General features: G+C 28.5%; 22 protein-coding genes, 1 tRNA gene and 2 pseudogenes. 8 read left to right on the top strand and 17 right to left on the bottom strand.

The features are described from left to right. A partial coding sequence (locus EPJ72_RS09970) for a type IIL restriction-modification enzyme MmeI (RefSeq protein WP_439897270.1) occupies nucleotides 1–790 on the bottom strand: 790 nt, incomplete at its 3' end. 129 nt (nucleotides 791–919) lie between these two features. Between EPJ72_RS09970 and EPJ72_RS09975 the strand changes: the two genes are divergently transcribed. Further along, nucleotides 920–2242, top strand: coding sequence for an NfeD family protein (locus EPJ72_RS09975; protein ID WP_147732012.1), 1323 nt, complete (start codon nucleotides 920–922; stop codon nucleotides 2240–2242). Nucleotides 2243–2300: 58 nt separating this feature from the next. Here the strand turns inward: EPJ72_RS09975 and EPJ72_RS09980 are convergent, their stop codons facing one another. From EPJ72_RS09980 to EPJ72_RS10010, 7 genes and pseudogenes are all read right to left on the bottom strand, one after another. Further along, on the bottom strand, nucleotides 2301–2531 hold the full coding sequence (locus EPJ72_RS09980) for a hypothetical protein (RefSeq protein WP_147732013.1): 231 nt from the start codon (nucleotides 2529–2531) through the stop codon (nucleotides 2301–2303). A gap of 530 nt (nucleotides 2532–3061) precedes the next feature. Continuing rightward, nucleotides 3062–3544, bottom strand: a complete 483-nt coding sequence (locus EPJ72_RS09985) for an SDR family oxidoreductase (protein ID WP_242004987.1) — start codon at nucleotides 3542–3544, stop codon at nucleotides 3062–3064. A 241-nt stretch (nucleotides 3545–3785) separates the two neighbouring features. Next, on the bottom strand, nucleotides 3786–7541 hold the full coding sequence (locus EPJ72_RS09990; RefSeq protein WP_147732014.1) for a phosphoribosylformylglycinamidine synthase: 3756 nt from the start codon (nucleotides 7539–7541) through the stop codon (nucleotides 3786–3788). 234 nt (nucleotides 7542–7775) lie between these two features. Continuing rightward, nucleotides 7776–8384 carry a pyroglutamyl-peptidase I gene (gene pcp, locus EPJ72_RS09995; protein WP_147732015.1) on the bottom strand — a complete coding sequence of 203 codons (609 nt, stop codon included), beginning with the start codon at nucleotides 8382–8384 and terminating at the stop codon, nucleotides 7776–7778. Nucleotides 8385–8448: 64 nt separating this feature from the next. Then, nucleotides 8449–9366, bottom strand: coding sequence for a DUF979 domain-containing protein (locus EPJ72_RS10000; protein ID WP_199749285.1), 918 nt, complete (start codon nucleotides 9364–9366; stop codon nucleotides 8449–8451). A 26-nt stretch (nucleotides 9367–9392) separates the two neighbouring features. After that, the gene (locus EPJ72_RS10005; RefSeq protein ID WP_147732016.1) at nucleotides 9393–10076 is read right to left on the bottom strand and encodes a DUF969 domain-containing protein; all 684 of its coding nucleotides are present in this window, start codon (nucleotides 10074–10076) and stop codon (nucleotides 9393–9395) included. Nucleotides 10077–10208: 132 nt separating this feature from the next. Then, a pseudogene (locus EPJ72_RS10010) lies at nucleotides 10209–10866 on the bottom strand (IS1595 family transposase). A gap of 31 nt (nucleotides 10867–10897) precedes the next feature. Here EPJ72_RS10010 and EPJ72_RS10015 point away from each other — a divergent pair. Then, nucleotides 10898–11404, top strand: a pseudogene (locus EPJ72_RS10015) (SDR family oxidoreductase); the annotation flags it as partial. Nucleotides 11405–11502: 98 nt separating this feature from the next. On the opposite strand, the gene EPJ72_RS10020 reads toward EPJ72_RS10015, so the two are convergent. Continuing rightward, a complete protein-coding gene (locus EPJ72_RS10020) occupies nucleotides 11503–12408 on the bottom strand; it encodes an integrase core domain-containing protein (RefSeq protein WP_147732017.1) in 906 nt (301 codons plus the stop codon). A 161-nt stretch (nucleotides 12409–12569) separates the two neighbouring features. On the opposite strand from EPJ72_RS10020, the gene EPJ72_RS10025 reads away from it, so the two are divergent. The 3 genes from EPJ72_RS10025 to clpP all read left to right on the top strand — a co-directional run bounded on the left by EPJ72_RS10025 (nucleotide 12570) and on the right by clpP (nucleotide 14688). Further along, a tRNA-Gly gene (locus EPJ72_RS10025) sits at nucleotides 12570–12642 on the top strand. Nucleotides 12643–12713: 71 nt separating this feature from the next. Beyond that, nucleotides 12714–14024, top strand: coding sequence for a trigger factor (locus EPJ72_RS10030; protein ID WP_147732018.1), 1311 nt, complete (start codon nucleotides 12714–12716; stop codon nucleotides 14022–14024). 34 nt (nucleotides 14025–14058) lie between these two features. Continuing rightward, a complete protein-coding gene (gene clpP / locus EPJ72_RS10035; RefSeq protein WP_013244222.1) occupies nucleotides 14059–14688 on the top strand; it encodes an ATP-dependent Clp endopeptidase proteolytic subunit ClpP in 630 nt (209 codons plus the stop codon). A 122-nt stretch (nucleotides 14689–14810) separates the two neighbouring features. On the opposite strand, the gene EPJ72_RS10040 is transcribed toward clpP, so the two are convergent. From EPJ72_RS10040 to EPJ72_RS10060, 5 genes are all read right to left on the bottom strand, one after another. Continuing rightward, on the bottom strand, nucleotides 14811–15422 hold the full coding sequence (locus tag EPJ72_RS10040; RefSeq protein ID WP_147732019.1) for a hypothetical protein: 612 nt from the start codon (nucleotides 15420–15422) through the stop codon (nucleotides 14811–14813). 80 nt (nucleotides 15423–15502) lie between these two features. Then, entirely contained in the window at nucleotides 15503–15865 is a 363-nt protein-coding gene (locus EPJ72_RS10045) for a YbaN family protein (protein ID WP_147732020.1), read from the bottom strand. Continuing rightward, nucleotides 15862–16269, bottom strand: coding sequence for a nitrous oxide-stimulated promoter family protein (locus EPJ72_RS10050; protein ID WP_147732021.1), 408 nt, complete (start codon nucleotides 16267–16269; stop codon nucleotides 15862–15864). Before EPJ72_RS10050 ends, EPJ72_RS10045 begins: the two co-directional genes overlap by 4 nt. A gap of 97 nt (nucleotides 16270–16366) precedes the next feature. Then, on the bottom strand, nucleotides 16367–17680 hold the full coding sequence (locus tag EPJ72_RS10055) for a variable surface protein VspJ (protein WP_147732022.1): 1314 nt from the start codon (nucleotides 17678–17680) through the stop codon (nucleotides 16367–16369). A 105-nt stretch (nucleotides 17681–17785) separates the two neighbouring features. Then, entirely contained in the window at nucleotides 17786–18451 is a 666-nt protein-coding gene (locus tag EPJ72_RS10060) for a hypothetical protein (protein ID WP_147732023.1), read from the bottom strand. 268 nt (nucleotides 18452–18719) lie between these two features. On the opposite strand from EPJ72_RS10060, the gene purH reads away from it, so the two are divergent. Together purH and ahpC are read left to right on the top strand one after the other, a co-directional pair. Then, nucleotides 18720–20249 carry a bifunctional phosphoribosylaminoimidazolecarboxamide formyltransferase/IMP cyclohydrolase gene (gene purH / locus EPJ72_RS10065; RefSeq protein ID WP_147732024.1) on the top strand — a complete coding sequence of 510 codons (1530 nt, stop codon included), beginning with the start codon at nucleotides 18720–18722 and terminating at the stop codon, nucleotides 20247–20249. Nucleotides 20250–20360: 111 nt separating this feature from the next. Next, the gene (gene ahpC / locus EPJ72_RS10070; protein WP_147732025.1) at nucleotides 20361–20924 is read left to right on the top strand and encodes an alkyl hydroperoxide reductase subunit C; all 564 of its coding nucleotides are present in this window, start codon (nucleotides 20361–20363) and stop codon (nucleotides 20922–20924) included. Between the two features lie 83 nt (nucleotides 20925–21007). Here the strand turns inward: ahpC and fabD are convergent, their stop codons facing one another. Then, nucleotides 21008–21916 carry an ACP S-malonyltransferase gene (gene fabD / locus EPJ72_RS10075; RefSeq protein WP_147732026.1) on the bottom strand — a complete coding sequence of 303 codons (909 nt, stop codon included), beginning with the start codon at nucleotides 21914–21916 and terminating at the stop codon, nucleotides 21008–21010. A 482-nt stretch (nucleotides 21917–22398) separates the two neighbouring features. Here fabD and EPJ72_RS10080 point away from each other — a divergent pair, with 482 nt between their 5' ends. Further along, the gene (locus EPJ72_RS10080; RefSeq protein WP_147732027.1) at nucleotides 22399–23310 is read left to right on the top strand and encodes a DUF4340 domain-containing protein; all 912 of its coding nucleotides are present in this window, start codon (nucleotides 22399–22401) and stop codon (nucleotides 23308–23310) included. Here EPJ72_RS10080 and EPJ72_RS10085 read toward each other — a convergent pair. Beyond that, nucleotides 23307–24077, bottom strand: a complete 771-nt coding sequence (locus tag EPJ72_RS10085) for a hypothetical protein (protein ID WP_147732028.1) — start codon at nucleotides 24075–24077, stop codon at nucleotides 23307–23309. The two genes, EPJ72_RS10080 and EPJ72_RS10085, sit on opposite strands and share 4 nt — an antisense overlap. 57 nt (nucleotides 24078–24134) lie before the next feature. After that, nucleotides 24135–25379 (bottom strand): hypothetical protein, encoded by a 1245-nt coding sequence (locus EPJ72_RS10090; RefSeq protein ID WP_147732029.1) that lies wholly within the window; start codon nucleotides 25377–25379, stop codon nucleotides 24135–24137. Between the last annotated feature and the right edge of the window lie 27 nt (nucleotides 25380–25406).

Consider the following 25406-nt stretch of genomic DNA (forward strand, 5'->3'; position numbering starts at 1 on the left):
TCTTAACTGCATTTTCAAATAAAGACCCATTAATATAAGGAAACTCTTTTAATGTTTCATCTAAATTAGTTTGTCTCTCTTCTATTTTTGTATCAAGCACTTCAAATAATTGATGAAGCCATATTCCAGTATCGCTTCCGTCTTCTTTTGTTTTATCTTCTATTAAATATTTAAAATCTTCATTTTTAAATATTCCCGTATCATCAGCAAACAAACAAAAAAGCACCCTCACCAAAAATAATTCCAAATCATGCTGTTTATAATTATTTTTTGCAAGTCTGTCATATAGCTTTCCCATAAGTTCTGAAGCTTTTATGTTGGCAGGCTCTAAATCTTTATAAACTCTTTTCTGATATCCTGCTATAAAGCCGAATAATTTTATATTTTTATAGAAATCTTTAAACTCAAATTTGTATTCTTCATTTTCATCTAAATCAAAAAGTTCAAAATTATTAAAGTCAGAAACTAATATATATCTTGGAAGTTCTCCTTCTTTTAATCCTTCAAAATATTCAAATGCCTGAGCTTTAGCTTCTTGTAAGTTTTTTCCTAAAGATTTATGCTCAACTATTAAAACTCCTTTCCAAAATAAATCTATAAATCCTTGTTTGTTATTTAATTTTTTTACAGGTTCTTCAAAACTAGCAACTCTTCTTCTGCTTAATCCAAAAACTTCAAAAAACTCGTTATAAAAAGTTTGTTTTTCGGCATTTTCTCTTTTTTCATTTTCCCATTTCTTTTGAAAATCCAAAGCTCTGTTTTTTATTTCATTCCAAGATAAATTAGCCATAAATATAAACTCCTAATCTATTCTTTATTATAACATATTTTTATAAATACTAATTCATTTAGCAAGTAATTTTAAAATTTTTTATTTTTAATATATAATATAATAAATAACATAAACGGACGAACAATTATGAAAAAAGTTTTTTATATAGCTATTCTTTTTACTCTTATTTTCTCAAACATATATGCTAAAGATAAAGTGTATGTTATAAAAAAATTAGAGTTTCAGGAGGTAAATAGATGGTACGCCTCATATATAAAAAATGGATTAGAAGAGGCTAAAGAAAATAATGCTTCTTTGATAATACTTGAGATTGATACACCGGGCGGGCTTTTGTCATCTGCATTAGAGATAAAAAATGCATTGATAGAAAGCGATATACCAGTGGCAGCATATATTAACAAAAATGCATTATCTGCGGGAGCTTTAATATCTTTAAGCTGCTTAGAGATTTATATGTCTGACGGAAGTATTATAGGGGCAGCTACTCCTGTATATCTTCAAGGCGGAGAGCCAAAGAAGGCAAGCGAAAAAGAAGTTAGTGCTATGCGTGCTGCTATGAGGGCTTCTGCTGAAAACTCTAAAAAAAATGCAAAAGCTGCTGAGGCTATGGTTGATGAAACTATTGTATTAACTAAAAGAGATGACGGCATTGATTTAGACGATAAAACATTACTTACATTAAGTGCTGATGAGGCTGTTCAAATAAATATTGCAAATAGTAAAGCAAACTCTGTAGAAGAAATCTTAAAAATAAAAAATATTGATGATTATGAGATAATAAATTTTGAAGAAGGTCAGTATGATTTTATTTTAAGATTTTTAAGTAATCCTGCTGTATTAAGCATATTAATATCAATTGCCATAGCTGGTATATATTTAGAGATAAAAACACCTGGTTTTGGTGTAGGCGGTGTGATTGCTATTGTATGTTTCTTTTTGTTTTTTACGGCACAATTTTTTGTTGGTGACAGCGGATTTATTACACCTGCTGTGTTTGTGCTTGGTATAGTTTTACTTGCTTTAGAGATTTTCGTTATACCGGGCTTTGGAGTTACAGGAATTGCTGGAATAATTGCTATATTTGCAAGCATATTTATGTCTTTTGGTATAGCTAATATATCTCAGGCTGTATTTGTAATTTTTGTTTCACTTATAATAGACATTATACTTGTTATATTAATGGCAAGATTTATGACAAAATCTAAAGTGTTTAAAAGTAAAATGTTCTTAGAAACAGATACATCAGGCTATCATTCAAGTGAGTCTTATGATGATTTACTTGGACTTGAAGGAATAGCTTATACACCTTTTAGACCGTCAGGAAACATTTTAATTGATGATAAAAAATATGATGCTATTAGTGAAGGCGAGTTTATACAAAAAGATGCCAAATTAAAAGTAATACTTGTAAATGGAAATAAGATAGTAGTAAAAGAGATAAAAGAATAAAACAATATACAGGCAAGTTTACCTGCATATTGTAATTATATTTTTTGTAATTATATTATTAAGCTAAAGTACTAAAAGCTCTTACTGAAGCTATATCTATTCTAAGCTGAAGTATATATCTTTTACCGTCTCTTCCCATAGCATAAGTATATCTGCTGGAAAGAGGAGACATATTTTGAGCCTGCTGATTAATATTAGTAGGTTTTACTTCTACTATATTAGGTTTAGTATTAAGTGAAGTTGCACTCATTTGCATAACATTGTTAGAAGATATACCGCTTATAGTCATATAATTTCTCCTTAAATTAATTAACTATAATAATTAACGGCAATCTATAAAAAAGTTTAGTATTTTATTTAATTATTTTGCAAAAAAAAATAAATATTGTATTGAATGATGTTTTATGAAGCAAATATTTTTGTATAAACAATCAATTTATTTTTGTTGCATATAGTTGTGTAGTTTTAAAGCTTGTAAATTATTAAAGTTTTGTTTGAAATATATTTTTTATATATAAATTAATAAAAATGTTTTAAATTAAAAAGCCATAGCGTAAAAATATACTATGGCCTATAATTTTATCAGTCTATTTGTTTTGTCTTCGCTATAACTAATTCTCTTACGCATATATCTTGAGGCATATTATAAACGAATTCTATGCAATTAACTATATCAGAAGCATTTAAACCATTTCCTATACTCTTTTTCCATTCAGCATAATCAGCTTTGATATTTTTATCTGTTGTATGCTCTAAAAGATTAGTTTCTACAACTCCGGGTGCTAATACTATAACTCTTACATTTTTATCGGCTACTTCTTATCTAATACTTTCAGTTATGGCATGCACAGCAAATTTACTTCCGCAATACACTCCATGATTTTTAAATGTTTTTATTCCTGCTATTGAACTTATATTTATAATAGTGCCTTCATTTCTTTTTATCATATCTGGAAGTATTATATTTGTAGTTGTTAGTATTCCATTTATATTAATATCTATCATGTTTTTCCATTCTTCATAGCTTTGTTTATCAATATTTCCAATAAGCATTACTCCTGCACAGTTTATAAGCAAATCAGTTTTTCCATATTTATCTTCAGCCATTTCTACTGCTGCTCTTATTTCTTCTAAATTTGTAACATCTGCTTTTACACTTATTGAATCTTTTAAATTTAAATTATCCATTATTTCTTTGCGTCTTGATATTAAAAGTGTAGGGTGTCTATTTGCTGAAAACTTTTTTGCTGTTTCCATTCCTATTCCAGAGCTTGCCCCCGTAATAACCACTAATTTTTTCATAATAAAAAACTCCTTTATAAAAAATAATTATGCCTTATAATATATTAATAAATTGCTTACACAAGAACGGAAATAATTGTTATTAAGTAACAATATTCAATATATTGATAATATTTTAATTTTTTATTGATTGATATTGAAATACTTTAAATTTTACAGCTTTTAACTATTAATATAATAATAAAAGCCATAATCTTTTCATTTAAGACTACAGCTTTATTTTGAATAAGTTTATATATTTTTATTTAAAATAGTTTACACCATTTTCAAATATGTTGTAAATATCTTTTGTAATGATGTTTTTGTATAAATTATCTCCATATCTCTCGCTATGCCCCATCTTTCCAAACACTTTTCCATCTTCTGAAAGTATGCCCTCTATAGCATAAACTGAACCATTAGGGTTAAACCTAAACTCATTAGTAGGCTTTGATTCAAAATTAACATACTGAGTGGCAATCTGACCTTTTTTGATTAACTCTTTTATTATCTCTTCATCAGCAAAGAATCTTCCCTCACCATGAGAAACAGGAACAACTAATTCGCTTCCTACAGGTATATTGTATAACCAAGGAGAATTGTTTGATACTACCTTTGTTGTTACCATTTGTGAAATATGTCTGCCTATTTTATTGAATGTAAGTGTAGGAGATTTTTCTGTAATGTTTCCTATCTTTCCATATGGAAGAAGACCTGATTTTATTAGTGCTTGAAAACCGTTACATATACCAAAAACAAGCCCGTCACGTTCTAACAGTTTATGTATAGAAGTTTTTATTTTTTCATTTGTAAGTATTGCAGAAATAAATTTTCCAGAACCGTCAGGCTCATCTGCCGCACTAAAACCTCCGGGTATCATAAATATTTGAGAGTTATCAATTTTTTTAGACATCTCTTCAATAGATTCTTTTATGTACTCTGGCTTAATGTTTCTAAATACAAAAATATCAGTATTAGCACCAGCATCAGAGAAAGCTTTTTGAGTGTCGTATTCGCAGTTAGTGCCGAGGAACGAAGTTATTAAAACATTAGGTTTAGCTGTTTTATTTTTGCATATAAATGGTGCTTCTCTTTTATATTCTGCTAGCTTGTAAGTTTCTATATCTTCATAAGTTTTATAAGGGAATACTGTTGATAATTTATCAAGCCATAATTTTTCTGCTTCTTCTAAGTCCACTGTTTCCCCGCATACTTTTATTTTGTATTCATTGATAGTTTTTCCTATTAAGATAGCATTTTTATAATTTAACTCTTCTTTAGTTTCTACTATAAATGAAGCAGGCATCAAATTAAAGAAATAAAGCTCATCTTTTATATCAACACCTATTCTGTTACCGAAAGACATTTTTGTTAAAGCTTCAGCAATACCTCCGAATTTAATTGTGTATGCTGATAATATTTTTTTGTCTTTTATGTTTTGATATATAAAGTCAAAGTTCTCTTTTATTTCGGCAATATTAGGCATATAGTTATCAAGCATATTATGCTTTATTAAATACACATAATTATTAGCAGATTTGAACTCTGGAGATATAACATCACTACTGTCAACAGTTGATACTGCAAATGATATCAAAGTGGAAGGCACTGATATATTATTAAAAGTACCGCTCATAGAGTCTTTTCCGCCTATAGCAGGTATATCAAATTCAGTCTGAGCATATATTGTGCCGAGCAATGCAGAATAAACTTTACCCCATTTTTTAGCATCGCTTCCTAATTTCTCAAAATACTCTTGGAATGATAATCTTATCTTTTTGTAATCAGCACCTATAGAAACAAGTTTTGACATTGATTCTATTACAGAATATATTCCTCCGTGAAACTCTGACCATTTCATTATAGAAGGATTATAACCCCAAGATATAGCGGAAGCTGTATTTATTTGTTTTGCATTGTTATCAAATATTGGTATTTTTTGAATGCTTACATCGCTTGGGGTCATTTGATATTTTCCGCCGAAAGGCATGAGTACAGTAGCGGCCCCTATTGATGAGTCAAACATTTCAATTAGTCCCTTTTGAGAAGCAATATTTAAATCTTCTACCATATTAAACCAATGAGAAGTTAGAGAGCAAGCATTTTTTGTGTTGAATGGATTATTGTCAAAGTTAATATCTTTAAGAACTGCATTAGTCTCTTGTTTAGCTCCGTTAGTGTCTAAAAACTTACGGCTTATATCTACAATCTTTTTGCCTTTCAAATACATTACAAGTCTGTTAGTGTCTGTTATAGTAGCAACCTTTGTAGATTCAATGTTTTCTTTGTTGGCAAGCTTTATAAAATTATCTGCATCCTTACTTTCAACAACAACAGCCATTCTCTCCTGAGATTCCGATATTGCTAACTCAGTGCCGTTTAAACCTAAATATTTAACAGGCAACACATCAAGGTTAATATCAATTCCGTCTGATAATTCACCAATTGCAACAGAAACTCCGCCCGCACCAAAGTCATTACATTTCTTTATTAATTTAGTAACCTCTTTATTTCTGAAAAGTCTCTGAATCTTTCTCTCTTCTGGGGCATTACCTTTTTGTACTTCAGCACCGCAAAGTCTTAAAGATGTATCAGTGTGGCTTTTTGATGAACCTGTAGCACCGCCGCAGCCGTCTCTTCCTGTTCTTCCGCCAAGCACTATAACTATGTCTCCTGCCCTTGGTTTTTCTCTGCGTACATAGTCCACAGGAACAGCTCCCACAACAGCACCAACCTCAAGCCTTTTTGCTTTATATCCTTCATCATATATTTCATTAACTAAACAAGTTGTAAGCCCTATTTGGTTGCCGTAAGAAGAATATCCTGCAGCTGCTGTGGTAGTAATTTTCTTTTGAGGAAGTTTTCCAGCTAAAGTATCTTCTAATTTCTCTAGTGGGTTTGCACTTCCTGTAACCCTTATAGCTTGATATACATAACTTCTTCCAGAAAGCGGGTCTCTTATAGCTCCTCCCAAACATGTAGAAGCTCCGCCGAAAGGCTCTATCTCTGTAGGGTGATTATGAGTTTCGTTTTTAAACATCAATAAATATTTTTCTGTTTTGTTTTTCCCGTTTTCATCAACAGCATCAACATCTATATATATTGAACAAGCGTTTATCTCATCAGAAATCTCTAAATCTTCAAGCTTTCCTTTTTTCTTTATATATTTAGCAGCCACTGTTGCCATGTCCATTAAATTAATATCTCTTTTACTGTCAACATCTTCACCGTAAAGCTCTTTTCTCATACTATAATATCTATTAATAGCATTGAGTATCACTTCTGAAAAATTGCTCTTATCATTTTCTAATTTTACATCATTAATCTTTGTCATAAATGTAGTATGCCTGCAATGGTCAGACCAATATGTATCAAGAACTTTTATTTCTGTTTCTGTTGGGTTTCTTTTCTCTTCATTTTTGAAATAATTCTGCACAAACTCTATATCTTTATAAGTCATTGCCAAATCAAGATTATCTCTATATTTATGAAGCTCTTCTGTATTTAAATTAATAAAGTTTTCTACGTCTTTTATATCATCAGCTTTTTGATGAGGCTCTATTTCTAATTTGCTTAAATCTTTTTCTCTGCTTTCTACAGGGTTAATATAGAACTTTTTTATTTTCTCTATGGTGCTGTCATCTACATTACCTATATTTCCGTCAAAAATAACTACTTTTCCGCTTACTATAGTTACTTCTTCAATATCATTATAAATAAGCTTCAAACACTGCAATGCAGAATCAGCCCTCTGGTCAAATTGTCCGGGCAAATATTCTACAGCAAAATGTTTTAAACTATCAAAATCTTTTTTTTCAACTATCCTATCTGTAGGAGGCTCTGAAAATATTACATTAATAGAATTAGCTAATTTACTTTCATCTATATTAAAAATGTCATAAACGTTAAGAAGTCTTACACTGCTTTTTATTTGAAAATTCTCTTTTAATTGGCTTTCTAATCTTTTAGCCTCTAAATCAAAGCCTTCTTTTTTCTCTATAAAGATACGATAGTTCATTGAATATACCTCATCATTTGAATGTAGTTTTTATTAGTAATGATTATATATTATATTATTAGTTTTATAAAGTGATTTTTATTATTAAAAGTTTTTTGTGATAAATTATATTCAATATAGTTTTTATTAATAAAATAGATTTGAAAATATTAATTTTTAAGAATGACTTGCCTGCAAAAATAAATAAAAATAATTATTAATATATTTTCCAGCAAGTCATATTACAATTTTTTATTAATTATTATTTACTGTAGTTTTTATAACTGTTTCAAGAGCTTTTACTATCATTTCTTTTGGCATATAGGCTGTATTAGGCTTATCAAGTATTTGCTCTATTATATAAGGAACATGTATAAATCCGCCTTTGATATTTAAATTATTTTTATTTATATAATATAACAAAGAATACATTATATGATTGCATACAAAAGTCCCCGCTGTGTTTGATACTGCTGCTGGTATAGGGATATTTTTTAATTCATCTCTAATAGCTTTTATAGGAAGTTTAGAGAAATAAGCACTATCTCCGTCACTGAATATTGTTTCATCTATAGGCTGATTTCCTTCATTGTCTTTTATTCTTGCATCATCTATATTTATGGCTACTCTTTCTAATGATATCTCATATCTTCCGCCTGCTTGACCTACGCATATAACTACATCAGGTTTAAGATTTTTTATATTTTCAAAAAGTTTTTCTGCAGATTTTTTAAATACTGTTGGAAGCTGTAATTTTATTATTTCATTGCCTTCTATGTTATTAGGCAAGCTATTAACTGCCTCCCATGAAGGATTAACTTTTTCTTTATCGAATGGGTCAAATCCTGTTATTAATACTTTCATTTTATTAGCTCCTTTTATAAAAATAATTTTTAACAATTTTAATAATTTCTTTAATAATAATTTTTTATCTAAAAGCAAATAAATACATTATAGTTGTGTTTATTACAAGAAGTATTAAAGCTACTGGTATTTGTTCTAATATAACGCCGTTCTTATTTTCCATTTCCAATATAGAAGCAGGTATCATATTAAAATTGGCAGCCATAGGTGTCATTAATGTGCCGCAAAAACCTGCAGTTAAACCTAAAGCAGAAACAATATTCGGATCTCCTCCCAAACCAATAACAAAAGGTATGCCTATTCCAGCAGTTATTACAGCGAAAGCAGCAAAGGCATTTCCCATCACTATAGTAAATACAGCCATAGATACGCAATAACCAATAACCCCAAAAAGTTTATTATCTGCAGGTATAACGCCTTTCATTATATTTGCTACTATCTCACCAACTCCAGCCTCTGCAAATAATCCTCCTAATGAAGCTAATAACTGCGGAAGTATAACGCTTGGCCCCATCTGCTGAAGCATTCTTGATGATTCATAAGGAACAGTTGAAGCTTTTTCTTTTGTTATTATCATACATAAAATTAATGATGACATTGCCCCTATACCTAAGCCTATTAATCCGCCTAATTTTGTAAATTGTGCAACCAAAAATGCTATTAAGCCTATTGATATAGCTGGTATAAAAAGTAAGTTTTTGAATAGCTTTTCTTTTTCTTCTTTGTAGGCATCAGAAACAGGTTTTAAAGATTGTAATGACACATTTTTTGTAGCGGTTAATAATGCTAACACTATTAAAAGTATACCCACAACAAACGAAGGAATAACTTTACCAAAAATAAATATAAACCCCAATATTATCCAAAATAATGCACTTCCTATTCTTTTTTTATTTTCTTTGTTTTTATATGCATATATACCGCATACTAATATTATGATTCCAGAAATTATATATAAAACTTCTAAAAGATTATTTACCATATTTATATTCTCCAAAATTATACTCATTAATTTTTATTTTCTTTTAATGAATCTATTAATTTTTTTAATTTCAAATCAAATAAATAATTTCTTATTACAGAAACTATCATAGCAACTATTGCCATTGGTATGCTTGAGATTGCTATAGAATATGCATCTACATTCTTTATTCCTAATTCTTGCAAAGTGCTTAACACTAACAGTACCCCAGCAGATGCTATAAAAACATTCTGCCCAAAAAAGTTTCCATAGTTTTCAACGCTGTTTGATATTGCCTTCACTTTCTCATCTAATTGCTTATCATAAATACCGTATTTCTCTAAAGCACCCCTTGCCATAGGGTAAATTAAAGGTCTTATAAAATTAACATGCCCTCCTATTCTAATAGATAATGCTGATGCAATAGTTCTTATAATTACATAAAGACTTAATATCTTGCCGCAAGTAGCCCCTCTTATACCCATAATACATTTTGTAGCTCTTTCTCTTAAGCCATTTCTCTCTAATATGCCTATAGTAGCTAAAGTTAAAACTAATAATGTGGCAAATCTGTTAGCAACAAATGCATTGCCCAAAAATGACAATATTTCAATAATGCCCATTCCAGAAACAATACCTGTTATTATTCCAGCAAGTAAAACTATGCTTATAGTATCTAACTTCAAAGCAAAGCCTACTATTATAACTAATATGCCTATAAGTTTAATCATAAGATAACTCCATAACCTATTATATGTAATATTATTATTGGTCTAATATATAATATTTAAATAATAATTGTAACTGTTAATTTATGTTTTTTTATTATTTTTGAATATTTATTTTGGGGCTGTCCTAGATAACTAAAAAAGCTCCTTTTTTGCTAAATTATATATAATTTCCAACTGTTTGTCAACTTTTGTATTATTAAATCTAAATTGACATTCTTTAATAAATAAGTGAAAATGTTCTTTTGGTATTCCATTAAATTTACGAAGATGTCTTTTCGCTTGATTCCAAAAATTCTCTATACCATTAATATGGTTCTTTTCTTCAGCAAACTTTTCACTATGATTAATTCTAAAGTGCTTAAATTCTGATACATCTAATACATCATAACTATGATAATAATCTGAATAAACTATACTATCAGGCTGTACTTTTTGCCTAATAATTGGTATTAAAGTGCTTATTTTAGTATTATTTATCATTTTTACATATACTTTTCCTCCTCTTTTTAACAAACCAAACACTGGTATTTTATATGCAAGCTCCTCTTCCTCTTTTTCCTTTTCTTTTACCGCCAAAATAACTTTCATCTGCTTCTATTTCTCCATTAAAAATTTCTTCTTCTTTTTCTTTCTCATATTCAAATATTAATTCTCGTAAATGATGATAATATAATATTGCTGTTTTACGATTAATTCCAATAAGAGCAGAGGCAGTCCTTGCTGTAGTTCCTGCTACAAAATGCTCTATTAATTTAAATTGTTTTTCTTCACTTAATTTACTGCGTTTCATACTTAAATTTTAACAAATTTAAGTTATCTAGGACAGCCCCATAAATAATGCTTGTTATTCAAATATGGGCTTATTAAGTAATTGCAGCTATGATGACTTTTTAGAGATTTTTAAAGTATCAGTTGCATCTGCTTATCAAATAACAAAAAACTTAATAAACAATTTTAATAAAAATGCATGCATAATAAATATATCTTCCACAAGAGCTTTTATGTCGCAAAAAGACAGTGAAAGCTATAGTGCTTCAAAAGGTGCAATTATGGCTCTTACTCATTCTATGGCCATTAGCTTATCGCATAAAGTTCGCGTAAACTCTATTAGCCCGGGTTGGATAAACACCTCTAATGAATCTAACTTTAGTAAAGAAGATATACTTCAGCATCCATCTGCTAAAATAGGCGAAGTTTCAGACATAGCTACTACCGCTTGGTTTATTTGCAATAACAATTTTATAAATGCTCAAAATATTACAGTAGACGGCGGCATGACAAAATTAATGATATATCATAATGATGAAAATTGGAGTTTAAGTATTTAATAAAAGTATGATTAAATTATTTGTTTTTAGTTATAAATATATGTTTGCTTATAAAATAATTAAACTTCTAAAATGCACGGGTGCCAAACATATTGCAGTTAGGAATTCCTTAATTTATAAAAGTATAGCATAGGTGTATCATAATTTAAAGCAGAATGTATTCGTTTATAATTGAAAAAATGATTATATTTTTGTATGTTTTTATTTGCTTTCTTTAAGGTTAATTCTTTAGTACAAAAATCATAAAATTCTTTTTGGTCTTGTCCTTGTGTACTCTCTACTACTCCATTATACCAAGGTGATGCAATTGGACTATAAACCCTTTTAATATAGTTTTTCTTACAAAATATATCTAATGGATGTTTGGTATTAAATGAATGTTTACGGTAAGTAAATTCTGTACCATTGTCCGTTTGAATACAATGTATTCTAAAAGGAAAATAATCTATAAGCCGTTTCATAAAATCAATGGTACTGTATGGACTTTTTTCATCATATAAATATCTAAAGCTCATTCTTGTTGCTAAATCTACAGCAGTAAACTGATAATAGCGTATTTCACCAAAAAAAGCATATTTGACATCTATTTGTACCTTTTCCCCTGCCTCCTTGATATAAATTGCATGTTTTCCTTTATGCTTTCTCTTAATTTTTTTCTTTTTGCTCCTATACAAATTATTTTCTTTTAGGACAGTTTCTATAGCTGTTGTTCCTACTTTAATGTCTTCTAACTCTAATTGTTTTTTTATTTTTAATTTACCATAACCGTATAATTTTCTTATTTCAATTATTCTTTTAATAATCTTTTTATTTTTCAATTTATTTTTATTAGTTTTAGGTGCAGTAGATTTAGGTTTTATAATAGAATAAGTTTCTAATTGGCTTTTCCAATAATAATATGTTCTAATACTAATCTTATATTTTAAAGCTAATACTTCTTTATTCTTAACTTTATTGATTTTTATAACTATCTTTTTTCTTTGATTTGAAGTATATTCTTTCATAGGTATTCCTTTTGTTTTATTTTAATTAATTAAATTATAAGGAATACCTGCTTTTTTTAAACTAAAAAAACGTGCAATATCTATGGCTCCTAAACAATTAAACTTCTAAAAAAGTATTGACATTTAAATATGTTTATGTTATAATACTTCACAAGTCTAATGCGGGAATAACTCAGTTGGTAGAGTTTCTGCTTGCCATGCAGACTGTCGCGGGTTCGAGTCCCGTTTCCCGCTCATCAGATAACCCTCGATAGAATTATTTCTGTTGAGGGTTTTTTAATTTTTTATATAAAGGTTGTGTATTAATGGAAATTAAAGATTTTAACTTCGAAACTTCTACAGATGATAAGGATTTAGTTACTCTAAAAGTTGTTGTTTCTAAAGACGCTTATAATAAAGAATTAGAAAAACAAATTGAATATTATAAACCTAAAGTTAATATTAAAGGTTTTAGAATTGGACATGCTCCTAACAATATTATACTTTCAAGATATAAAGATGGTTTAGAATCAGCTACTAATGAAGTGATGATAGAAAATGTTTGGAATACTTACAGCGATGAAAAAAATGCTAAATGTATTGCTACTCCTAAATTGTCATATTTAGAAAATAAAGATGACGGGCTTCACCTTACTTATGAATATTATCCGCTTCCTGATATTACTTTGCCTGAACTTTCATCTATAAGTTTAGAAAAAAATAAATATGATGTTGATGACGAGGCTGTTGAAAAAGCATATAAATTATCTTTACAGAGATTTTCTCCTTTTGAAGAGAGCGAATTAAAATCTGAGCTTGGCGATAAAGTATATGTAAAAATTGAGTTTGATGATGAAGAAAACAAAAAATATAATAAAGAATTAACTCTTATAGCTACAGATAATGAAAATGAAACTATATTTGCTAAAAATGCTGTAGATGTTAAAAAAGGCGATAAAAAGCTTTTAACTACTTATGTTAATGACAGAGAAGCTACTTTAATTATGGAAGTATTAAAAGTAGAAAAGCCGAATATTAAAGATGACTCTAAAGAAGAGGAAGTAAAAAAAGTAAAAGAGGGCTTAAAAGAGCATTTAGCTAAAAGAGCAGAAGCTAGAGCAGATTCTGAGCTTATAAATGATGCTATTTTTAATAAAATGTTAGAACTTGTTAAAGTGGATATACCTAAAGGCTATTATGAAATGGAATTAGATAGATCTTTAGAGGACTTTGAAAGACAAGTTTCTGGAAACGGAATGACTAAAACAGATTTCTTTATTTCTGTTGGTAAAAAAGAAGAAGATATCAAAAAAGAATATGAAGAAAATGTTAAAAAACAAATTAGTTTTGATTTGATTATGGCTAAGTTTGCTGATGTTTATAAAGATTCTCTTAACATAAATGAGGATAAAGCTAGAGAATATGCTAACAGACTTTATCAATATCAAAGCTATTTAGGATTATCAAAAAGACCTAAAGAAGAGCAGCAAGACATTATTAATCATATAATGAAAGAAGCAGAAAACAGAGCTGTATCAGAGGCTATATTAGATTATATAAAAGAGCATATCAATATCACAGAAAAAGATGCTGGAAGATTTGTTGCTAATGAAAATGATCTTTGGGCTGGCTATTAATTTTTAGATAATTTATTTTAATAAAGGGTTTATTATGTACAAATTTGACAGAGTTGATAAAAAATATATAGAAAAAAGCTATATGACTATACCTTATGTTATAGAACAAACAAGCAGAGGCGAACGTTCTTATGACATTTACTCAAGACTTTTAAAAGATAGAATTATATTCTTGGGCGGTGAGATTAATGATGATGTTGCTAATGTTGTTATAGCACAGTTATTATTCTTGGAATCTGCTGACCCTGAAAAAGATATTTCTTTATATATAAACAGTCCCGGTGGCGTTGTTACTGCTGCTTTAGGTATGTATGACACTATGCAATATGTAAAACCTGATGTTGCTACTTTATGTGTTGGTCAGGCTGCTTCTGCTGGTGCTTTACTTCTTGCAGGCGGTGCTAGCGGTAAGAGATTTGCTACTGTAAACTCTAGAATTATGATACACCAGCCTTCAGGCGGTTCTAGAGGTATGGTTACTGATATGGAAATACAATTAAGAGAAACTATAAGATTAAAAGCTATATTAAATGACATATTTGTTAAGCATACTGGTCAGGAACTTAAAAAACTTGAAGCTGATATGGATAGAGATTATTTTATGAGTGCTGAAGAGGCTAAAGAATACGGCATCATAGATAAAGTTTTCTCAAGCAGAGAATAATTTTTTATATACAATTAATAAAGTTAAAACTGTTATTTGCTTATATAGCATATAATTTAGAGAAAAAGTTTTATATACGTATTTATTGTTAAAAGTAATTTTTAATAATAAATACGCATTAATTAAAAATAATATCTAGCTCCAATGCTCATTCTTCCAAACCCAGCTTTGTTTATTTTCTCAGGATATCCTAATTCTTTTCCATTTATTACCATATGAAGTCCGCCTCCAAATTCTAATATTATACCCACATGCTCACTTACATTTATATTAAAACCAGCCCCTCCGCCAACTTCAAAATAATATGGAGCACTAAATAAAAACTTTCCGTCTTTATCAGCATCAAAAGATAAAAATCCAAAACTTCCAAAAGCAAACCCATATCTTGATACGCTTATAGTTCCTTTATACTCATCATCGCCTCCAAATATAAACTTTTGCATAAGGCCTAATTGATACATTTGAGGACTGTCATCATATATCTTTGAGCCTACAACAGAAGTGTAGCTTTTTATCTGAAAGTTATTGTATTTCATTAACTTAAAACCAAATTCTATATTAACAGATGTTTTTATCGAATCTGCACTGCTGAATAAACCTATAGAAAAAAATCTATTATCAAGCACAGACTGAAAACCTTTTTTTTCATTATTATTATTATTTTCTTCTTGAGAGTATAATATATCAAACAAAGATAAAAATATTATATTTATTACAAGTATATATTTCACCATAAATTATTTCCCCTAAACAAAATTAAAGTATTTTTGTGTATGTATTTAAAAGTTATTTTTATTTGTTTTTTTATTATTATTTATTCTTTTATTGTTTTTATTTGCGTGAAAAAATACAGATATTTGCCTATAAATAAAATAACTAATAAAATCCTCGCATGCAAATTATTAACAAATATAAATGTAATTATAAGCATACAGCTGACAGGGATAAGTATTGTTAATTTAGATTTTAATGTCATAGCTCTTGAATTAACAAAACTCTCTAAGTGTTTTTTGTATAGTTTTGTAGACATAAACCAATCATGAAACTTTTTAGAGCCTTTTGCAAAAAAGAAAGATGCTAATAACAAAAAAGGCGTTGTTGGTAGTATTGGCACTACTATTCCAATAGCTCCTATAGCCACACAAATAAAACCTAAAATTATTAACAATGTTTTCATATAATGCCTTTAAAATCTAATTTTTTATTTTTTATAAGATTATGTCTTATCATAACAAATACATGCTTTAGTGCTATTATAGGGTGGTAAATCAGCATTATTTTTCCAGAAAAAGACATAATTTGTTTTACTTTATTTTTTATGTTTGTTTTATAACATTGCTTTGGGCAAGCACTGCAGAAAGTTTTAGTTTTTATAAATCTGCAATTGTCTGTTCTCTCTATTGAGTAATTGTATATTTCTTCGCATTCTTTGCATAAGAGCTTGCTTCCAAATGTTTTAGAGCAAATTTTTTGATAATCTTTATGATGATGTTTGCAGTAAAGATTAATCATATAAAACATTACTCTTTTTTCATTTTCTCTTTTTTTATATACTTTGTCGTTTGTTCTTTTAATGCACATTTTTATAACTCTTTTTTATATATTGGGCATCTTTTTTTAAGACACCCAATATACTATTCCCAAAAATCAATATATTATAATAAAATTTTAAAACTTATTAAAACTTCCAAGTGATACCAGTACTTCCATTGAATGCAAGTCCATTGTCAGCACTGTTTCCTATACCATCAACAGTAGTAGCTCCTCCAATTTGTGCCTCAAAATACCATTCCAAATTAGGCATAGGATTGATGTATAATTCTCCATACACTAAATAACCCACAGAATAGAATATAGGAGGTATTCTCACCGGTTTAGCACTGCTTGCATAAGCATTAATTCCTCCAGTAATCATAGAGAATGATACAGCAGGCTCTAAATAAAGTGTTATCAAATCACTTTCAGCAGTAAAACCAACAGGAACAGACACACCTACAAATTGAGGCTTAGTTATATAATATTCTGTGCCTCCTATCTCTATAGCAGCTCCTTCCCCTGTAAAAGCTATGTTGTGAGCAGTAAAATCATAATAAGGAGCCATAGCAAAACCTGTATCGCCCAACTCAAAAGCACCTATAGGGTTTGAAGCATCTATATTATAAAGTCCAAATTCAGCAGCCCCATCTTTAGCGTCCATTCCCGGAGGTGTAACTGTATATGAAGTTCCTTTAAAATCTGCTATAGAACCCTGATATATCACTCTTATTTGAGGCTCTATCAATATAGGGTCGGTTGCCGCTATAAAATATCCTCTAATATCTACACCTATAGAATGTGCTGTAGTATCTTCAGTAAATCCGTATAGTCCATTTTCTCCAACTGTGCCTAAATTCATATTTCCAATATTTAAATTACCGCCATTAGCTAATTCGCCGCTTCTGCTTTCATTTGCTTTTAATTTATACATACCATATTTAAGATTAACTCTTATTCTGCTGAAAATATTATTACCTGTGTAATATTCTATTCTTGTATCTGTTGAAACTGCCATATCTCCGTCATTAACGCTTCCGCTTCCAACTCCTATTGTAACAGGTACATTAATTCTTAAATTCTGATTAAGAAAAGCAGCCGTAAGTATAGGAGTATGTGCCTGCCAACTTCCGCTAACATATTTGAATTGATATCCAGCACCAATAGCAAAACTCTCTGTCTTATACCCAAATCCAGCTAAAGCAGCAGGTCTAAAAGTGCTTATTCCGCCCTTGCTTCCGTTATCTAAATTGTCTAACAAAACTCCAGCAGTCTCACCATTTACCCCAACAACAAAACGTAAATTATCAGTACCCGCTAATACTCCAAATCTATCAAGTCTTACTCTTAATTGATTATCATCAACCAAAAAATCATTAAAATCCTCTACAACTGTGTAGCTAAATACACTATAAGCATTTATTATTAAAGCCGTTAAAATGATATATAAACGTCTCATATTTTTATCCTTTATTATGTTTATTTATTATTCTTTTTGTATTTCTTAATTATTCATACATATATATTTTATATTTTCATTTAAACTGATTAAACTGATATTTTTTTATAAAGGTTTCTTTTCGGTTTTGTTTCTCTCTATGGCCTCCTTTAATAATATCCCATCTTGGTATACACTTCTGCTCATATCAATATATTTTTGATAGTTCTCATCATCTTTTATTTTGAAATAATATTGTGATAACCATACATAAGATAAATATTTTTGGTATTTTTCTTTAGAGTTGTTTAAAGCTCTATTGAAATATTCAAATGCTTTTTTATCGCTTCCTCCTGCTATGGCTGGAGCATGCATATAGCCTATAGCTGTTCCAAGAAGTGCAAAAAAGTTGCTGCTGTCAATTTTTAAAATATTTTGATATATCTCTTTAGATTTTTTACCGTAAGAAATTTTATCAGGAAGTGATGAATAATATGCAATATAATTCATTAACTCTGATATGCTTATCAAATAATCTATATCTTTTGATGTTATATAATCTTTATTTTCATCTATTGCCTTTTTTAAATAATTAAATTTTTCTTTATCGCTTGATATATTTTTTGAAGTTATTAAGTTATATATATTTTTATAAGTTTGAGAATTATTTGCTTTTAATAAATTAATATCATATTTTAAAGAATAGTAATTATTATAAAAATTATTTATTTCTTTTGAGTTGTAGCTATATAGTATGTTTGTTATAACAGCGATTAATATTATATATTTCATAGCAACGCCTTTGTTTATGTTAGTTGATACTTAAATATTGTTAGTATATTCTAACATTTATTTAAAAAATGTCAATATCATACCAAACATTTATTAATATATTCTTAAAAATATTTTATTATTATAAATTATTTATTATATTGTTCTATTTATAGTTATTATATGCAAAAAGAGTATTTATATACTATATTACAATATTTACTCTTTACAATAGCTCTATTTATATTATAATATTTTCATTAAATACTATATTTTATGGAGATTGTTTATGATTAAAAGAGCATTGATATCTGTATTTTATAAAGACGGAATATTGGATTTTGCTAAGTTTTTAACTTCAAAGAATGTGGAAATAGTTTCTACAGGCGGAACTTATAAATATTTAAAAGAGAATAATATTCCTGTAATAGAGGTTGCTGAAGTTACAGGAGCTAAAGAGATGCTTGATGGAAGAGTAAAAACTTTGGACCCTAAAATACATGGTGCAATACTCGCTATAAGAGATAATCCTACTCATATGGAAACTATTAAAGAGAGGGGAATTACTCCTATTGATATGGTTATAGTTAATCTTTATCCTTTCTTTGAGAAGGTGCAAGATGAGAGTTTAAAATTTGAAGAGAAGATAGAGTTTATTGATATAGGCGGACCTACTATGCTTCGTTCTGCTGCCAAGTCTTTTAAAGATGTTGTTGTTATAAGCGATGTAAAAGATTATGATTTGGTAAAAAGTGAAATGGAAAAAGGCGAAGTTAGTTTTGAAACAAAAAAATATTTAGCTTCTAAAGTATTTAATTTAACTTCTGCTTATGATGCTGCAGTGTCTGAGTTTATGTTTAGTTCATTAGAAAACAAAGAAGACAAAAAACTTAATTATTTGAATATGTCTTATGCATTAAAAGAAAAATTAAGATACGGGGAAAATCCTCATCAAAATGCAAGCTATTATGTATCAACTACAGATAAAGGCTCTATGAAAGATTATGAACAGTTAAACGGAAAAGAGCTTTCATTTAACAATATTAGAGATATGGATATAGCTTTAAAAATAGTGTTGGAATTTGATGAATCTAAAAAAGAATATGCATGCTCTGCTATAAAACACTCTACTCCTTGCGGTGCTGCTTTAGGAGGAAGTGTATTTGAGGCTTATAATAGAACTTATAACTGCGACCCTACTTCTATATTCGGCGGAATAGTAGCATTTAACAGCACTGTAGATGAAGATACAGCAAAAGAACTTATAAAAATATTCTTAGAAATTGTTATTGCTAAAGATTTTACTCCAGAGGCTTTAGAAGTATTAAAAACAAAAAAGAATTTAAGAGTTATAAAGTATAAAACTAATACTAATGATAAAATCAATCTTGTTAAAGTAGATGGAGGGTTACTTGTACAGGATGAAGACACTACTCTAATAGAAGATTATAAAGTTGTAACAGATAAAAAGCCTACAGAAGAAGAAATGAAGAATCTAGTATTCGGAATGAAGGTTGTAAAATATGCTAAGTCTAATGCTATAGTAGTTATAAAAGACTTTATGGCTAAGGGTATAGGAAGCGGACAGACTAACAGGATTTGGGCTTGCGAAGATGCTTTAGAGAGAGCAGGAGATGGGGTTGTAATGGCTTCTGATGCTTTCTTCCCATTTAGAGATGTAGTGGACGCTTGTGCTAAATATAATATAAAAGCTATAATTCAGCCAGGAGGCTCTATGAGAGATCAAGAATCAATAGATGCTTGTAATGAACATGGTATTGCTATGGTATTCACTGGCATAAGACATTTTAAGCATTAAAAAATATATATTTTTTAGTAATTTTTACTAATTTGTACATTTTTTTACTTGACAAAATTTATTATTTAATGTATTGTTAGAACATACAAACATAAATAAAAGGAGTTTATAATGAGTTTAATCAATAAAAAACTTATAGATTTCAAAGTTGATGCTTATCAAAATGGAGAGTTTAAAGAAGTTAGCACAAAAGATGTATTAGGTAAATGGAGTGTATTTTTCTTCTATCCTGCAGACTTCACTTTTGTATGTCCTACAGAATTAGAAGATTTAGGTACTGTTTATGATGAACTTAAAAAAATTAACTGTGAAGTATATTCAGTATCTGCAGATACACATTTCGTACATAAAGCTTGGGCAGACGCTTCACCAACTATTAAAAATTTAAAATATACTATGCTTGGAGACCCTACAGGATTATTAGGAAGATTCTTTGAAGTATTTGTAGAAGAAGCTGGACAAGACTTACGCGGAAGCTTTATTGTAAATCCTGAAGGTGAAATTAAGGCTTATGAAGTACATGATATGGGCATTGGTAGAGATGCTAATGAATTAGTTCGTAAAGTACAAGCTGCTCAATATGTAGCTGAGCATGGCGGCGAAGTTTGTCCTGCTAAATGGAAGCCAGGTGCTAAAACTTTAAAACCAGGAATTGATTTAGTTGGAAAAATCTAATTAGTTAAACATTTAAAATATAGTTAAAAAGGAGGCTCAAAAAGCCTCCTTTTTATTTTTATAAATATTAAAAAAATTATTTTTTATTGTACTGAGTTTAGAGAGTCATTATCAAATACGCAAACAGCCTCTATTTCAGGAGCTATCTTTTTAGACATACCAACTAAAACTTTACCGGGTCCGCATTCATATATTTTATTAACTCCTTTGCTTTGAAGATTAATCATACTATCATACCATCTTACAGTAGAGAACATTTGTTTGTAAAGGTTGTCTTTTATATTATCGAAGTTATGTACATCTGCCGTAACATTAGATAAAACTTTATTACCGCTATTATTAAATTGAACATTATCCAAGAATTTTTTAAGTTCATCAGCGGCAGGCTTCATAAAAGGTGAGTGGAAAGCACCAGAAACTTTTAAAGGCATAACCCTTTTAGCACCAGCCTCTTGAAGTTTAGGAGTAACAGTTTCTATAGCACTAAGTAAACCAGATATAACAATTTGGTCTTTTAAGTTATAGTTAGCAGCAACTACTTCTTTGCTTTCAGGCATGCATTTAGAAACGGTGTCATAATCCAAACCAAGCACAGCAGCCATACCATAAGGAGCATCGGCACCGGCTTTTGCCATAAGAAGACCTCTTGTTCTTGCAATCTTTACAGCATCTTCAAAAGAGATGTATCCAGCAGCAGAAAGTGCAGTAATCTCTCCTAAACTATGTCCTGCAAAATAGTCTCCCTTTATTCCTTTAGCTTTTAAAGCCTCATAAACAGCCATACCAACAGTAACCAAAGCAGGCTGAGTGTTTTCTGTTTTCTTTAAATCCTCTTCAGTTCCTTCAAAACATAATGCCTTAATATCTACATCATCTAAAATATTAGCAGCTTTATCAAATATAGCCTTAGACTCTGCTACATTATCATATAAAGATTTACCCATTCCAACAGTTTGAGAGCCTTGTCCCGGAAATAAAAATGCTATTGACATAAGTATTATTCTCCTTCGTTTTTAACTTTATATATTTATAAGTTATATTAACTATATTCAAGATATTAACAATAAATTACGCTTTTATCAAGTAAGTTTTTATAACTCTATTAATAAAACCATTTATATTTTTATCAATAATTTATAAATAATAAAAAATTAATAAAGTTTATATTTCTTATTGTTCTTTTTCCCGCGTACGAGCTGTACCACCTTACCGCACGGTAATGCTATGCTTTAATTATAACTTATTAGTCGTGCGGGGGAGTGCATTTTAATGTACAATTAAATGTTGTAGCTAAAATATAATATTTTTATTCATTTATGGTAATATAGTAAGTACATATATTAATGACAAAGTATAAAATATCAAAATAAATATAATTGTTTAAATAATATATAATGCTATACTTCTAAATGCTTTACAATTTTGTTTATTTTTGTATAATAAATTTTAAATTTAAAAAATGGAGAATAATTTGATGGCAAACATTCAAAAGAAATATATAATACTCTCTTCTATAGTTGTAGTTCTAGCAATAATTTTAATACTCACAATTACATTAAAAAATAAAGGCTATTCTTTGCCTAAATTTAAAACTATTAATACACAATTAAGCGAAATCACTATTACAAGAAACGGTAATGAAACAATTACAATAAAATTTAATGATAATAAATGGATAGTAAATGATAAATATAATGCTGATTTTAATGCAATAGAATCAATAACAAATGCATTTAATAATATACAGCCAGTAGAATTATTATCCAGAGGAAGTGATGAAATATTAGATAAATACAGACTATCAGATAATGAAGCTTTAATTGTAAAAGCAAAAGACATTTCATCTAAAGAAGTGAGAAATATAAGATTTGGTATGAAAGCTAATTTTGGTAATTTAGTATATGCACAAATTAATAATGATAAAAATGTTTATTTGATTGGCAACACACCTATTAATCCTAAAGATATATTTGATAAAACTGAAGATGACTTAATAAATAAAACTATATCATTTGTAAGAATTGATGATATAAATAAAATAACTATATCGTATAATAACAATTCATACACTATAGAAAAAACTGATTCTACTAATTGGACTAAAACTTGGAATAATAAAAATATTGACCAAAATGATATATATACTTCTTTATATTCTATTGCTAATTTAGAAGCAGATGGGCTTATAAAAGATAATACTCAAAAATCTAATTTATTATATAAAATAGAGATATATTTATTAGATAATAAAACAGTAAGTTATAATATATATTCTAAAACTGATAATTATGAAATAGAATTAGTAAATGATAATAATAGATACTATTTATTAGAATCTAGTTTTCAAAACTTAGAAGAGAAAATAAATGATATAATAAACAATTAAATATCATCATCTATTGTTGCACTAGTAACAAAATCTCTATTTAAAAAATATAATGAGATTAATATTTTAAAATAAGTATCAAAGAAATATAGTATTATCATGGATAAAAAATAATATAATACTCCCTCTCTTGTATCCATTGGTGCTGAAGGGAAAGTTATTATAAATGCATTTTGAAATAATACTATAAAAGCAAGCATAGATAATGATTTAAAAAACTTAGGTTTTACCAAAGAAAAAGAATATCTAATAGCATCTATACCCCAAGTATGCCTTAAAGCACATATGTTTGTAGTGAACATAAATAAAATCATAAGCACTATACCGGGAACTATAAAGAAAGAAAGTCCAAAGAAATATATAACTATTGTAATGATAGAAGTCACTAATATTGGAATTATCATTTGAAAAGTTTTAATTATTGCAAAAGAAGCGGTTCTAATTTTATCATAAATTAAGCCTTCTACTAATAATGCAATTGACACTGCCGAAATAATATCTAAAAACCAAGATAAAAATAAATTAATATAAAAACCTTCATTAACCTCATTTTGAAACCAATCAACAACATCTTTAAATGTTTGCATCTTTGTAGGGTCAAACATAGTAGGCGGGAAATATATAGTTGTAATTATTGTCGGCATCGCACATAAAAAACCAACTAATAAAAAATTAACAAAATTATGTCTAAAAAGTGAAAATGCTAAAGTAAATAAGTCTACTACTTCAAAATCTTTTTTTTCTAATGCTTTTCTTAATGACAGCATAATAATCCTTAAATAAAATAATACTACATTATATATTATAAAAAATTAAATACAATTTTATTCTAAGCCGTATATTTTAAAAAACTCACTTAATATTGTATGCATTATTATTCTTTTTTTGTCATAATCCAGATTACGGGTAAGCTCTATACCATATGCATCTATTCCTTTTTCTGCGGCATAGTAGGTTATAGTTGTTGGCATCGGATAATACATTTGTTTGAATTTAAACTTCATAGGCTCTATTCTTGAATTGATATTATCAAGTACTTTTTTTACATTATCATCTAGCTTCCTAGTGTCATATATAATAGAGTCTCCAAAAAACTCTTTAAATCCATTACCCTCATGAAGCGTAAGTACAACATCTATATCATATTCATCAAGCATATCCATATATTTTTGTGCTAATTTATCCGTATCTGTTCTGTTAATCTTTTTATCAAAAAATCTGTTATTAATGTCTTGTCCTTCTATGGCACGAGTATTTAATCTATAAGCCTCAGGAACTGCTATAGGTATTATAGTTAGACTTCCCTTTTTTATAGGCATATTAAGTCTTTCTATTGCAACATCTGTACCAACTCTCTCGCTTCCATGCGGAACTATTAAAAATACATTAGGTCCTTTTTTAGGATGTACTATTCTATATATTGTAGTTTCATTTTTACTGCCTTCTAATATAGTAAAGTTATATCTCTCTATACCCTCGTTTAAATGGTCATTCATCTCTATTTCTAATTGTCTTGATACATTCTCTAATAAAGTCTTTTCGTTTTCATTAATATTATAAGGTCCATTCATAGAAGAGTTTATTAATGTTTTATTAAAAGGCTCTAAATAATATGATATGCCTAGAGATTGAGCAGGCTCTATTTTTACTGCATTATTATGGCTTAATACTGTCATATCATTATTATAAGAAATTATGGCAAATGATTTTCCTTTGAAACCATATGCTTTATTATCTTTAGTTAGTGTGATTTTTACTTCATCATTATGTTTGCTTTTTATATATATATATCCAAAATGAAGTGTAAATTGATTGTTTTGAAATGTTAATTTAGATTCAGGCATTAATATTATCGATTTCTCGCCATTATCTATTACCATATATGAAGATTCTTTTGTTGATATTGAAAAATAATCTTCAGGAAAACTTTTTTTTATATCTATATGAGAATGCTCCTTATTTACAATAACAGAAGCCTCGCCTTGTCTTGATATTACCTTAAAATTATTAGCAAGAAGAGAATTAATACTAATGATAAATATTATAATTATATTTTGTAGTTTTTTCATCTGCTATATACCAACTTTATAATTTAG

The organism is Brachyspira pilosicoli (assembly GCF_008016535.1).
Lineage (GTDB): Bacteria > Spirochaetota > Brachyspiria > Brachyspirales > Brachyspiraceae > Brachyspira > Brachyspira pilosicoli_A.

Coding starts and splice junctions, on each gene's coding strand:
- EPJ72_RS09975 (WP_147732012.1), top strand. CDS start 920: ATGAAAAAAGTTTTTTATATAGCTATTCTTTTTACTCTTATTTTCTCA.
- EPJ72_RS09980 (WP_147732013.1), bottom strand. CDS start 2,531: ATGACTATAAGCGGTATATCTTCTAACAATGTTATGCAAATGAGTGCA.
- EPJ72_RS09985 (WP_242004987.1), bottom strand. CDS start 3,544: ATGAAAAAATTAGTGGTTATTACGGGGGCAAGCTCTGGAATAGGAATG.
- EPJ72_RS09990 (WP_147732014.1), bottom strand. CDS start 7,541: ATGAACTATCGTATCTTTATAGAGAAAAAAGAAGGCTTTGATTTAGAG.
- pcp (WP_147732015.1), bottom strand. CDS start 8,384: ATGAAAGTATTAATAACAGGATTTGACCCATTCGATAAAGAAAAAGTT.
- EPJ72_RS10000 (WP_199749285.1), bottom strand. CDS start 9,366: ATGGTAAATAATCTTTTAGAAGTTTTATATATAATTTCTGGAATCATA.
- EPJ72_RS10005 (WP_147732016.1), bottom strand. CDS start 10,076: ATGATTAAACTTATAGGCATATTAGTTATAATAGTAGGCTTTGCTTTG.
- EPJ72_RS10020 (WP_147732017.1), bottom strand. CDS start 12,408: ATGAAAGAATATACTTCAAATCAAAGAAAAAAGATAGTTATAAAAATC.
- EPJ72_RS10030 (WP_147732018.1), top strand. CDS start 12,714: ATGGAAATTAAAGATTTTAACTTCGAAACTTCTACAGATGATAAGGAT.
- clpP (WP_013244222.1), top strand. CDS start 14,059: ATGTACAAATTTGACAGAGTTGATAAAAAATATATAGAAAAAAGCTAT.
- EPJ72_RS10040 (WP_147732019.1), bottom strand. CDS start 15,422: ATGGTGAAATATATACTTGTAATAAATATAATATTTTTATCTTTGTTT.
- EPJ72_RS10045 (WP_147732020.1), bottom strand. CDS start 15,865: ATGAAAACATTGTTAATAATTTTAGGTTTTATTTGTGTGGCTATAGGA.
- EPJ72_RS10050 (WP_147732021.1), bottom strand. CDS start 16,269: ATGTGCATTAAAAGAACAAACGACAAAGTATATAAAAAAAGAGAAAAT.
- EPJ72_RS10055 (WP_147732022.1), bottom strand. CDS start 17,680: ATGAGACGTTTATATATCATTTTAACGGCTTTAATAATAAATGCTTAT.
- EPJ72_RS10060 (WP_147732023.1), bottom strand. CDS start 18,451: ATGAAATATATAATATTAATCGCTGTTATAACAAACATACTATATAGC.
- purH (WP_147732024.1), top strand. CDS start 18,720: ATGATTAAAAGAGCATTGATATCTGTATTTTATAAAGACGGAATATTG.
- ahpC (WP_147732025.1), top strand. CDS start 20,361: ATGAGTTTAATCAATAAAAAACTTATAGATTTCAAAGTTGATGCTTAT.
- fabD (WP_147732026.1), bottom strand. CDS start 21,916: ATGTCAATAGCATTTTTATTTCCGGGACAAGGCTCTCAAACTGTTGGA.
- EPJ72_RS10080 (WP_147732027.1), top strand. CDS start 22,399: ATGGCAAACATTCAAAAGAAATATATAATACTCTCTTCTATAGTTGTA.
- EPJ72_RS10085 (WP_147732028.1), bottom strand. CDS start 24,077: ATGCTGTCATTAAGAAAAGCATTAGAAAAAAAAGATTTTGAAGTAGTA.
- EPJ72_RS10090 (WP_147732029.1), bottom strand. CDS start 25,379: ATGAAAAAACTACAAAATATAATTATAATATTTATCATTAGTATTAAT.